Below are 11,748 nucleotides of genomic sequence, written 5' to 3'. Positions count from 1 at the left end.
CAAATGCTTTAGGAAACCAAATTTACGGGGTTGAAAAACAAGCCCGCTCCGACGGGAAGTTTGCCATCCCCATGCGGTTTCCCACTTGAACCAACAGGTTCAAGAACCCCGTTCGTAACGCCACTGTGGGGCCTTTCTTTTTAGCTTTTCGTCTCTTAGCGTAAAGCATTCTGATTTAACTTCATCAATAACCTATTGAGCGTTTCACGTTCATCGGTGCTTAATGCATTGCTAAGGTGTTTTTCATGCTTTGCCAACACTATTTTCAAGGCTTCATTAATCAGACTTTTGCCTTTTGTCGTTAATTTAACCAGACGGCTTCGCTGATCATCAGCGCATTGTCGACGACTGATTAAGCCTTTTTTCTCAAGACTGTTGAGCACTTTGGTTAAACCACCAGAGCTGACCAGATTAGCCTGGCAGATGTTTGAAGGCGTTTGTTCATAGGGTTCACCCTGCAGACGTAATGACGCCAGCGCATCGAATTCACCCAGACTCAGATCAAATTGCTCCATCACTGATTTCGCATTGGAGAAGAATAATTCGCGAGCGCGAAACAGACGCTTAACAGTTTCTGCTGCGGCGAGATCTCCCTCCCAGCATGAACGCATCTGCTCTAGAATGTCTTCAATATTTTTCATTCGCTCTGCCAAGTTATAAACCCCCTTAAAAGTGTCAGAATTATGACAAAAAAATTAACTTGCACGCCAAAGAATCTTGCATTAATCTTTCCAGAAACCTTTCTAGAAAGAATCTTAAGCTATTCCACACGCTTTCACCAGCGAATAACAAAGGATCTGTCATGCCAGATTATTCTCTCTCCGTTAAACCAGCATTGTTGCGGGTTTTCACAGCAACCGCTTTATTCTCGTTAAGTCTGCTAAGTCATGGTGTACATGCAGAACAAAACCTTCCCAGAGTTCAGGTTGTGCAACCAGAAGTCCGCGAACTGACGGAATGGAAAGAATTTACCGGTCGTTTTGAAGCTGTTGAGATGGTGGAGTTACGAGCCCGGGTGACAGGTTATCTGGATAAAGTGCATTTCCAGGATGGACAGATGGTTGAGAAGGGGGATTTGTTATTTGAAATCGATCCACGACCCTATGAAGCCGCAGTAGCAAGAGCTGAAGCAGAACTGGCCAGAATGGATAGTCAGTTAAAACTGGCCGATTTGGATACCAAACGCGGAGAGCGATTATTAACCCAAAGTGCGATTTCCCAGGAAGAAGTAGATACGCGCCGGGCCCGTTTCCAGGAAGCCAATGCTAATGTGGCATCTGCTGCGGCAGCGGTAAAAACCGCCAAATTAGATCTGCAATACGCCAAAATTACTGCACCGGTCAGTGGACGTATTTCCAATCGACGGGTTGACGTTGGTAATCTGGTTGGTAGTGGCGATGGCGGTCAGGCGTTAACCACCATTGTTTCATTGGATCCGCTGCACTTTGTGTTTGATGTGTCTGAAACAGAATATCTGCAGTTGATCCGTCTTCCTCAAGGACAGGATCAACTTGCCAATGGCAGAGCAATGCCGACTGAACTCAAATTAATCGATGAAAAAGACTGGACGCGTACCGGTCGCATCGACTTTGTGGACAACCGCTTGGATGAAAATACCGGTACCTTGAGAATGCGTGTTGTGGTGGATAATGCCGATGGGGTTTTACGTCCAGGACTTTTTGCTCGCTTACGTTTGCCAACCAGTCAAAATGCCAAAGCCATGCTGGTTCCGGATAAAGCGATTGTGACTGATCAGGCTGCCAAGATCGTAATGACAGTGGATGCTGAAGGTAAAGTCATTCCAAAAGTTGTTGAACTGGGCACATTACAGGGAAATATGCGGGTTATCCGACACGGTCTGGAAACATCAGATCGAATCATTGTGGAAGGTTTACTGAGAGCCCGTCCAGGTACTGAAGTTAATGCTGTTCCTTATCAGGCTAATAATGATGGACAAGACTTATGAAGTTCACTCATTTTTTTGTCGAAAGACCGATTTTTGCGACCGTTATTTCGGTCCTGATAGTCCTCGTTGGGACGATTGCTTATAGCAATTTACCTGTCGCTCAATATCCGGAAATTGCGCCGCCAAGTATTGCGGTTACCGCAACTTATCCTGGTGCCACAGCTGAGACAGCCGCCAATACGGTAGCAACCGTGCTGGAGCAGCAGATTAACGGTGTAGAGAATATGCTCTACATGAAATCTGAAAATACAGCAGATGGCCGTACATCACTTAATGTGACCTTTAAGCCTGGCACTAACCTTGATATCGCACAGGTTCTGGTACAAAACCGGATTGCCATGGCAGAACCCTTGCTACCGGAGGAAGTCACCCGGCAAGGTATCGATATTCGTAAAAACTCACCGGATTTGATGATGGTTATCCATATTCTGTCATCTGATGGCAGTCGCGATAATTTATACGTATCAAATTACGCCAGAACACAAGTGGTGGATCGACTGGCGCGTATTGAAGGTGTTGGGGAGGCAAGAATTGTTGCAGAGCGTGCTTATGCCATGCGGATCTGGATAGATCCTGAGCGGGCACAGGCTTTCGGTATGACAGCCACCGAAGTGGTTGCGGCATTACGTGAAAATAATACTCAGATTGCCGCTGGCACAATTAATAGAGAACCGATCGAAACCAAAGGTGGCTTTGAGTTAAGTGTAGAGACTCAAGGACGACTGTTAGAAGAGGACGAATTCAGTAACATCATCGTCAAACGTGGTGTTGAAGGTCGGACCGTCAGATTACGTGATTTGGCAAGAGTTGAGCTGGCGGCGCAAGACTACACCAATATTGGTTATCTGGATGACAACCTGGCATTGCCGGTGGTTATTTTTCAGCGGCCAGGTTCCAACGCACTGGAAACTGCTCAGGCAGTTCGCGCCGAGATGGAAGACATTGCTCAAAGCATGCCTTATGGTGTGGAGTACCAGATCATTTATGATCCAACCGAATTTATCGCCAAGTCGATAGAGAAAATTTATCACACCATTTTGGAAGCCATCGTCCTGGTTATTCTGGTGGTGATGGTATTTTTGCAAAGCTGGCGTGCCTCCATTATTCCAATTCTAGCGATACCGGTGTCATTGATCGGCACGTTTGCGGTGATGTCGATGCTGGGGGTGTCGTTAAATAATTTGTCATTATTCGGTTTGGTACTGGCCATCGGTATCGTGGTGGATGACGCCATCGTGGTAGTCGAGAACGTAGAGCGTTATATTCGCGAAGGCTTAAGTCCACGTGAAGCAGCACATAAAACCATGGATGAAGTTGGCGGTGCTTTGGTCGCGATTGCTATCGTGCTAACAGCTGTATTTATCCCGACGGCGTTTATCACCGGTATTTCTGGAGCGTTTTATCAGCAGTTTGCCTTGACCATTGCAACCGCAACAATTATTTCGTTGATCGTTTCATTGACGTTATCACCAGCTTTATCAGCATTGTTATTAAAGCCTCATGTTGAAGGACATGTACCTGGTGGTATTTGGGGCACGATAGGTTATCCCTTCCGGGCTTTTGGCAACGGCTTTAACCGTGCGTTTGAATGGATGGGCGATCGTTATTCCGCCATGACACGCAAGCTATTACGAATGATGTCGATCATGCTGTTGATTTATGTCGGTCTGATTGTGTTGACCGGCTATGAATTTAATAAAGTACCGACAGGCTTTATTCCTGAACAGGATCAAGGCTATTTAATCAATGTATTGCAATTACCGCCTGGCGCGACTCTGGAAAGAACTGATGCCGCGGCGCGTGAAGCCTCTGCACGTTTAAGAGAGGTTCCCGGCGTTGCTCATGCCGTGTTGTTTGTTGGCCTGGATGGCCCAACCTTCACAAATGCTTCAAACTCAGCAGTTATCTTTACTCCGCTTGATTCATTTGAAGACCGGATTGCTGCCGGAATTACTATTGACGATATTGTGGCCGGTTCACAGCGAGCTTTATCCCAGGTTGATGCTGCGATGGCTTTTGCTATCAGGCCACCGCCAGTTCGTGGGATGGGTAACTCCGGTGGTTGGAAACTTTATGTTCAGGATCGTGGTGGTCTTGGATTGGAAAGACTGCAAGCCGTCACCAATGAGGTATTAGGGGCTGCCAACCAAACCGATGGATTGTCGGCAGTATTTACCTTCTTTAACTCGGGTACACCGAGGATTTACGCCGATATTGACCGCACACGTGCAGAAATGCTCAATGTGCCGGTGCGCAATGTGATTGATACTCTGGAAATCTATCTGGGCTCACGTTACGTCAACGATTTTAACTTTTTGAATCGCACTTATCGTGTTGTTGCACAGGCTGATGGTCCATATCGTGATGAGATTGAGGATATCGGTAAACTACGTACGCGTTCTGATAATGGTGCAATGGTGCCAATAGGTACCATTGCGACATTTGAAAATATCACCGGCCCTATACGCCTGCCACATTACAATTTGTACCCAGCAATTGAAGTGCAGGGAAGTACCGCGCCGGGATTTTCCAGTGGTGAATCACTTGCCATTATGGAACAGTTGATGGCCGATACTTTGCCCGAAGGAATCAGTTTTGAATGGACCGAACTGGCCTTACAAGAGAAATTGGCAGGTGATACGGCATTTCTAAGCTTTTCGTTGGCGGTCGTGTTTGTGTTTCTGTTGCTGGCAGCTTTATACGAAAGCTGGTTATTGCCATTGGCTGTGGTACTGATTGTGCCAATGTGCTTGCTGGCGGCGATTCTCGGTGTCAGTTTGCGGGGAATGGATAACAACATCCTGGTGCAGATTGGTTTTGTTGTGTTGATTGGTCTGGCATCAAAAAATGCCATCTTAATCGTTGAATTTGCCAAACAGGCTGAAGATCGAGGCTTGAATCGTCTTGATGCAGCAGTTGAAGCTGCACGGACTCGTCTGCGTCCAATCCTGATGACCTCGTTTGCCTTTATTTTGGGCGTAGTACCATTAGTACTGGCTTCAGGGGCTGGTGCAGAAATGCGTCAGGCATTAGGTACAGCAGTGTTTTTCGGAATGTTGGGCGTAACTTTCTTCGGCTTGATATTTACACCGGTGTTTTATGTGTTTTGCCGTTGGTTAGCATCGTTAAGAGACAAACGTGAATTAGCACAACCCACTGATGCAGATCCGTTAAGCAAAGATGATTCATTATTGGTTGACCGATGAAACTCCATACCTACAACTGAGTCGGATTAGATGACACCCTGGATTTTGGAGGAAATATGAAACTATTGTCGATCGCCATAATTGCGCTGGCGTCCACGACTGCCATCGCTGGCACACAAGTTGAGCTTTTTGCAGTGGATAAACAGGGAACAGGCAAGAGTCTGGGAACGGTTGAAGTTCATCAATCAGCTTTCGGACTGGTCTTTACACCGCAATTGAAAGCATTAACCCCGGGGTTACATGGTTTTCATATTCACGAAAACCCGAGCTGTGATGCGGCTGAGAAAGATGGTGAAATGGTACCTGCCTTGGCTGCTGGCGGCCATTATGATCCTTACAATACGGGCAAACATGACACGCCTTGGGGCAGTGGTCATGCAGGTGACTTACCGCCGCTATATGTCGCTGAAGATGGTACAGCAACCCAACCTGTGTTAGCACCACGCCTAACCGTTGCGGATTTACAAGGCCGTTCGTTAATGGTTCATGCTGGCGGTGATAATCACTCGGATCATCCCCAGCCTTTAGGTGGCGGTGGAGCAAGAGTCGCCTGTGGTGTTGCTAATTAATCTTTAATTTAAAGAAATTGATCAGTAATCAGACTGGAAGGACGATAGATATTCTAAGTCCGCCTTCCGGTCTGTTTGCTGCAGAAATTTCTCCGCCATGAATTTCAATCGCACGATGGGCGATGGTCAGGCCTAAACCTATACCATTTTGATGTTGATTTTCCCGACTGCGAAAGAAGGGCTGAAAAATCAGTTGTAAATCCTGCTGGGCAATTCCAGGTCCCTGATCTTCGATATCGATTTGCAGTTGTTGTGATCGTTTTTCGATAGTGATCTGAATAACACCATTATCTGGTGAATATTTAATAGCATTTCGTAACACATTTTCGATAGCGCTATGGATCAGCTCAGCACGGCCAAACAGGTTGATTTGTTCAATACTGTTGTGCTCGATTTGGACTGCCTTGTTTTGCGCTTCAAAACGCGCGTCTTCAATGATATCCAGTAGCATTTCAGTCAAATCGAAATCTTGTCTGTCATCATTTTCACTTGTCGGGTTTTCCAATCTGGATAAATTCAGCAGATCACCAATCAGTTGATCTATCCGTTCTGATTCGCGTTCAACCCGATCCAGCATCTTGGCGGTTTTATCCGGATTTTGCTGGGCTAACCCTATAGCGGCCTGCATGCGTGCCAAGGGTGACCGTAACTCGTGTGATACATCATGCAACAAGCGTTTTTGTGCAGAGAGTAATTGACTGATGCGACTGGTCATGTGGTCAAAGTTCTGGCCTAGCTCTGCTAGTTCATCGCGCCGTTTACCCATTGCCGGTCGAATACGAGTATCCAGTTTACCATCTGCTACATCATCAAATGCCTTACGTAAAATGCGAATTGGCTTAGTGAACCACCAGGCCAGTAAACCACTGAATAACAGACCAGAAATCATCCACATGCTCAATAATAATAAAAATGGTGGTGGTTTAGGTCTTTTGGGTGGAGCAAACGGCTTACTGAGTTTTTCCGGGGATGGTATAAACAGTAATAGGGGTTTACCGTCGATGGATTGTGTCTGACGAATTGAGCGAATTTCAGGGTTTTCCAGTAATAATTGACGCGTCGAGGCAAGCAAATCCTCATCCACATTACGTCCCAGAACATCTCTGTTTTCTTGGGTGATGGCAAAAATAGTAATTTTACTGCGTTGCTTGTCCCGTAAGTATTTTTTCAGCGGTTCAATACCGGCATAACGCACAATGTCTGACGCGCTATCCACAAGGTCTGCTGCTTTCCAGCCGACTTGAACTGGAATCGCTTCAAAAGCCTGGCGTTCGGCATTGTGGCGTAACCACATGCCGCTGGCCACACCGATGCTGGTCAGCAATAAAGCCAGTAAAAATGCAAAAAAGAATTTCCAGAATAGACTACGCATTATTTAATCAACTGATAGCCTTTGCCACGTACGGTTTGAATGTAGGAATGACCGTCCTGCTGCTGTCCAAGTTTGTGGCGGATACTGCTCATATGTACATCAATACTCCGATCAAAGCGTGCCAAAGGACGACCCAGTGCCGCTTCCGATAGAGCATTTTTACTGACGACCTGTCCGGCATTTCTTGCCAGAGCTTCAAGTAAACTGAATTCAGTACTGGTAAGGTCAAGCGCCAGATCGAACCAGACAGCTTTGCGTAGTTGCGGCCACAACTGTAATGGACCGGTTTGAATAACCGTCTCGTCCTGTTGTTGCTGCCGAGTAATTTCGCTGCGACGTAAAATGGCTTTGATCCGGGCAATCAATTCTCTGGGAGTGCAGGGTTTGGGCACATAGTCATCAGCACCAGACTCCAGTCCCATAATTCGATCTACGTCGTCACCTTTTGCCGTAAACATCAAAATGGGTACATGACTTTGCTTTCGAATAGCTCTTAACACTTCGTTACCACTCATATCGGGCAACATTACATCAAGGATTACAATATCGTATTCACCTTGTAAGGCAAGCTGAAGCCCTTCTGTTGCTGTGTCTGCAGTGCGAACCTGAAACTTCTCTTCTTCCAGATAATCCTGAAATAATCCGGAAAGAATCACATCATCATCAATGATTAAAACATTGCTCACTGAAATACCCTCATCTAGTTTGCCACTCATAATACGGTCTGGAATATTATTCAGCTAATTGTAAATAATCTTTTTACTTAAATTTACATATCAAAACAGTCATTTACAGTTTTTACGACAATACTAGCAACCACGCCTGTCAGCTGACAGCGAACAGTTTAAATAAACCGTTTCAGGAGAAACCAAATGCGTAATAAATTGATGGTGTTAAGTGTGATTCCGGCTTTATTTTTAACGGGGCCAGCTATGGCCGATAAACATAAAAGTTGTGGTGAAGGTGGTAAATATAGTGAGATGAAAAAAAACAAGGAACATGATGGCATACCTCCGATGTTGCATGGCATTGAATTGAATGATGCTCAGAAAGCTGAAATCAAATCGCTGGTCGAAGCACAAATTGCCGATAACGAACCTGATATGAAATCACATTGGCAATCTCGCAAGCAGTTGGCAGAATTGAGTTTTGCCGAGGAAGTAGATCAAGCCAAGCTGGATGCACTTATTGCCGAGTCAACAGAAAAGCAAGCCCAGCGCATGGCAGAGAAAGTCAAACTTAACAATGAGATATTTAAGATCTTGACGCCTGAACAGCAGCAACAATTACAGCAAAAAATGGCTGAATACGAGCAAAAGAAACAGGACAGAAAAAAACTGTAACTTATTTCGCTGATCTCATCCTGAACTGATGTTCAGGATGAGATTCTTTTATGGATATCGTCTCGAAATTCAGCCCGTAGCATAGATATTACTGGGGTGGTTTGTGGACGGATACCACGCCAGATAAAAAAAGCTTCTGCTGCCTGTTCCACCAGCATACCCAGTCCATCAATTGTTTTAGCTGCATTATGCGCTTTGGCCCATTGGATAAATGTGGTATCTGTATCGCTGTACATCATGTCGTAACAACAGGATCCACTTGCCAGTACTGTATCGGGCAATGGTGGTACCTCGCCCTGTAAACTGGCTGCAGTGGCATTAATCACTACATCAAATTCACCTTGAATATCATTGAAGCCGCCACCTTTTACAGTGCCCGCTTTGTCAAACAACTGTGCCAGATAACTGGCTTTTTCAGCGGTTCGATTAGCAATGAATATGTTGGCGGGTTGATATTCCAGCAAAGGGGCAATCACGCCACGGGAAGCGCCACCGGCACCGAGCAATAAAATCCGTTTACCAGCAAGCTCTACCTGATGATTAATGGTTAAATCCCGGCATAGACCAATCCCATCAGTATTGTCACCGAATAGGCTGCCATCATCATGAAATACAATGGTATTGACGGCTCCCGCCAGCTCGGCGCGGACAGATCTCTTATCGGCCATCGCCCAGACCTGTTCCTTGAACGGTACCGTAACATTGACGCCCTTTATCTTAAGAATATTTCGTAGCTGTTGCAGGCTTGTTTGTAAGCTTTCCAACGGTACTTCTATCGCGGTGTATTCAATATTTTCACCAGTTTGTTTGGCAAACTCGGCATGAATCAATGGTGATTTACTGTGGCGAATCGGGTTACCGATCACTGCGTATTTATCTGTCATGATCAACGTTGTAAATTTTGTGCGATGTCTTTGGCGAAGTAGGTGAGAATACCGTCGGCACCAGCGCGTTTAAACGCCAGCAAGCTTTCCATAATCACTTCTTCACTCAGCCAACCATTCAATATTGCGGCTTTGAGCATCGCATATTCACCACTGACTTGATAAACAAAAGTCGGTTTCTGAAAGGTTTGTTTTACCCGATACAACACATCCAGATAGGGCATGCCCGGTTTGACCATGACCATATCTGCACCTTCCTGAATATCCAATGCAACTTCATGCAGAGCCTCATTTGAGTTGGCCGGATCCATTTGATAACTGAATTTATTGCCACCGGCCAGGTTACCGGCACTGCCTACGGCATCACGGAATGGTCCATAAAAACTCGAGGCATATTTGGCTGAATAAGCCATGATACGGGTATGAATATGACCGGCATTTTCTAAAGCATTGCGGATCGCACCGATTCGTCCGTCCATCATATCTGAAGGGGCAACCACATCAGCTCCTGCCTCAGCATGAGACAGTGCCTGTTTGATTAATACATCAACCGTTTCATCATTAATGATGTAAGCGTTGTCATCAATCAGACCATCCTGACCGTGAGTAGTAAATGGGTCCAGAGCGACGTCAGTCATTACTCCTAAATCCGGAAAGGCTTTTTTTAATGCCCTGACAGCGCGTTGTGCCAGACCATCCGGATTAAATGCTTCGGCAGCATCAAGTGATTTTTGCTCCAACGGTGTCACCGGAAACAAAGCCATCATTGGAATGCCTAGTTTATGAATGATTTCAGCTTCTTTAAGTAGCAGATCAATGCTCAATCTTTCCACGCCGGGCATGGAGCTGATTTTTTCGCGTTGATTTTGTCCTTCGAGAACAAAACAGGGATAAATCAGATCATTGACGGTTAACTGATGCTCACGCACCAACCGTCGGGAGAAGTCATCTTTGCGCAAACGGCGCGGTCTTTGCTGGGGAAAGCCAGAAAAATTAAAATACTGTTGGGTCATAAGTTCTGCCAGGTCAATAAGCTGCGCTTCATACTACCGTTGGCAAGGTAAGTTGTCATCGTTTTTAGCGTGGACGCATAGGCTGCAGATGCGCTAAAATTGCAAAGATTTTGTCTGGGGAGAACGTCAAGTCCCCTGTTCCTTTTTTATCTGGTGGAGGTTCCCCTTGCGTACAACTGCGCTACTTGCTCTTGAAGATGGCACGGTCTTTCACGGCGAATCAATCGGTGCTGTGGGTCAGTCAGTGGGTGAGGTGGTATTCAACACCGCGATGACAGGTTATCAGGAAATCATTACTGATCCGTCCTACTGCCGCCAAATCGTTACTCTGACTTATCCGCATATTGGCAACGTTGGTGTCAACAAAGACGATGAAGAATCAGACCAGATTTATGCCAGTGGATTAATCATCCGTGAATTGTCCCCAGTGATGTCAAGCTGGCGCGGTGAAGAAGCCTTGGATAAATATCTGGAGCGCCACAATGTAGTGGGATTGGCCGGGATTGATACCCGTCGTCTGACTCGTCTGTTACGGGAAAAAGGTGCACAGAAAGGTTGCATCGTTGCCGGTGATAACATTGATGTCGATGCGGCTATTGCGGCTGCCAAAGCGTTTGCCGGTCTGAAAGGCATGGATTTGGCTAAAGAAGTTTCTACTAAACAGGCTTATGAATGGACCGAGGGTGTCTGGCATATCGATAACCAGTCGCGCAAAGCTGAGCCACGTTTCCATGTAGTTGCCTACGATTACGGCATCAAGAAAAACATCATGCGCATGCTCACCGAGCGTGGCTGCAAATTGACCGTTGTTCCAGCGCAAATGCCTGCTGAAGAAGTAATGAAACTTAATCCGGACGGTATCTTTCTGGCCAATGGACCGGGTGATCCTGAACCATGTGATTACGCAATCAAGGCGATTCAGTATTTCCTTGAGAATGACATGCCGATTTTCGGAATCTGTTTAGGTCATCAATTACTGGCATTGGCCTGCGGCGCTAAAACTGAAAAAATGAAATTCGGTCATCATGGTGCCAACCATCCAGTGCAGGAATTGCTGGCGGGCTTGGTGATGATAACCAGTCAAAATCACAGCTTTGCAGTGGATGAATCGACTTTACCTGATACTGTTGAGACCACCCATCGTTCTTTATTTGATGGTACTTTGCAGGGTATTCATCATAAAACCAAACCGGCATTCAGCTTTCAGGGACATCCGGAAGCCAGCCCCGGTCCGCAAGACGCATCACCTCTATTCGATCACTTTATCGACCTACTCGAACAAGCGACAGGTAAATAACACACAATGGCTAAACGTACTGATATTCAAAGCATTCTGATTCTGGGTGCTGGTCCGATTGTTATCGGTCAGGCCTGCGAATTTGATTATTCTGGCGC

10 protein-coding genes are annotated in these 11,748 nt (G+C 46.0%); 5 read left to right on the top strand and 5 right to left on the bottom strand.

The annotated features are described in order from the left end of the window. Positions 1-155: 155 nt before the first annotated feature. Positions 156-641, bottom strand: coding sequence for a MarR family winged helix-turn-helix transcriptional regulator (locus Q7V21_RS07095; RefSeq protein ID WP_304916611.1), 486 nt, complete (start codon positions 639-641; stop codon positions 156-158). Between the two features lie 161 nt (positions 642-802). On the opposite strand from Q7V21_RS07095, the gene Q7V21_RS07090 reads away from it, so the two are divergent. Genes Q7V21_RS07090 through sodC form a run of 3 tightly spaced genes read left to right on the top strand, consistent with a single transcriptional unit; the run spans position 803 to position 5,741 of the window. Then, on the top strand, positions 803-1,966 hold the full coding sequence (locus Q7V21_RS07090) for an efflux RND transporter periplasmic adaptor subunit (RefSeq protein ID WP_304916610.1): 1,164 nt from the start codon (positions 803-805) through the stop codon (positions 1,964-1,966). After that, the gene (locus tag Q7V21_RS07085) at positions 1,963-5,172 is read left to right on the top strand and encodes an efflux RND transporter permease subunit (protein ID WP_304916609.1); all 3,210 of its coding nucleotides are present in this window, start codon (positions 1,963-1,965) and stop codon (positions 5,170-5,172) included. The genes Q7V21_RS07090 and Q7V21_RS07085 overlap by 4 nt, the downstream gene beginning before the upstream one ends. Positions 5,173-5,228: 56 nt before the next feature. Further along, on the top strand, positions 5,229-5,741 hold the full coding sequence (sodC, locus tag Q7V21_RS07080; RefSeq protein WP_304916608.1) for a superoxide dismutase [Cu-Zn] SodC: 513 nt from the start codon (positions 5,229-5,231) through the stop codon (positions 5,739-5,741). A gap of 28 nt (positions 5,742-5,769) precedes the next feature. On the opposite strand, the gene Q7V21_RS07075 is transcribed toward sodC, so the two are convergent. Next, complete coding sequence (locus tag Q7V21_RS07075) at positions 5,770-7,113, bottom strand: ATP-binding protein (RefSeq protein ID WP_304916607.1); 1,344 nt, start codon at positions 7,111-7,113, stop codon at positions 5,770-5,772. Continuing rightward, positions 7,113-7,829, bottom strand: a complete 717-nt coding sequence (locus Q7V21_RS07070) for a response regulator transcription factor (protein WP_370654048.1) — start codon at positions 7,827-7,829, stop codon at positions 7,113-7,115. The genes Q7V21_RS07075 and Q7V21_RS07070 overlap by 1 nt, the downstream gene beginning before the upstream one ends. A 156-nt stretch (positions 7,830-7,985) precedes the next feature. Between Q7V21_RS07070 and Q7V21_RS07065 the strand changes: the two genes are divergently transcribed. After that, positions 7,986-8,456, top strand: coding sequence for a Spy/CpxP family protein refolding chaperone (locus Q7V21_RS07065; protein WP_304916606.1), 471 nt, complete (start codon positions 7,986-7,988; stop codon positions 8,454-8,456). A 32-nt stretch (positions 8,457-8,488) separates the two neighbouring features. Here the strand turns inward: Q7V21_RS07065 and aroE are convergent, their stop codons facing one another. Both aroE and hemB read right to left on the bottom strand, forming a co-directional pair. Next, a complete protein-coding gene (aroE, locus tag Q7V21_RS07060; RefSeq protein WP_304916605.1) occupies positions 8,489-9,340 on the bottom strand; it encodes a shikimate dehydrogenase in 852 nt (283 codons plus the stop codon). Between the two features lie 2 nt (positions 9,341-9,342). Beyond that, positions 9,343-10,353, bottom strand: coding sequence for a porphobilinogen synthase (gene hemB, locus Q7V21_RS07055; RefSeq protein ID WP_304916604.1), 1,011 nt, complete (start codon positions 10,351-10,353; stop codon positions 9,343-9,345). Between the two features lie 166 nt (positions 10,354-10,519). On the opposite strand from hemB, the gene carA reads away from it, so the two are divergent. Beyond that, positions 10,520-11,650: a glutamine-hydrolyzing carbamoyl-phosphate synthase small subunit gene (gene carA / locus Q7V21_RS07050; RefSeq protein ID WP_304916603.1), complete on the top strand. Its 1,131-nt coding sequence runs from the start codon at positions 10,520-10,522 to the stop codon at positions 11,648-11,650. The last annotated feature ends 98 nt before the right edge of the window (positions 11,651-11,748 follow it).

Source organism: Methylophaga sp., from assembly GCF_030651745.1.
The sequence above is the reverse complement of the archived record's forward strand: the minus strand, read 5'-3'. Positions and strand labels throughout refer to the sequence as shown.

Coding starts and splice junctions, on each gene's coding strand:
- aroE (WP_304916605.1), bottom strand. CDS start 9,340: ATGACAGATAAATACGCAGTGATCGGTAACCCGATTCGCCACAGTAAA.
- Q7V21_RS07065 (WP_304916606.1), top strand. CDS start 7,986: ATGCGTAATAAATTGATGGTGTTAAGTGTGATTCCGGCTTTATTTTTA.
- hemB (WP_304916604.1), bottom strand. CDS start 10,353: ATGACCCAACAGTATTTTAATTTTTCTGGCTTTCCCCAGCAAAGACCG.
- Q7V21_RS07095 (WP_304916611.1), bottom strand. CDS start 641: ATGAAAAATATTGAAGACATTCTAGAGCAGATGCGTTCATGCTGGGAG.
- Q7V21_RS07070 (WP_370654048.1), bottom strand. CDS start 7,829: ATGAGTGGCAAACTAGATGAGGGTATTTCAGTGAGCAATGTTTTAATC.
- Q7V21_RS07090 (WP_304916610.1), top strand. CDS start 803: ATGCCAGATTATTCTCTCTCCGTTAAACCAGCATTGTTGCGGGTTTTC.
- Q7V21_RS07085 (WP_304916609.1), top strand. CDS start 1,963: ATGAAGTTCACTCATTTTTTTGTCGAAAGACCGATTTTTGCGACCGTT.
- Q7V21_RS07075 (WP_304916607.1), bottom strand. CDS start 7,113: ATGCGTAGTCTATTCTGGAAATTCTTTTTTGCATTTTTACTGGCTTTA.
- sodC (WP_304916608.1), top strand. CDS start 5,229: ATGAAACTATTGTCGATCGCCATAATTGCGCTGGCGTCCACGACTGCC.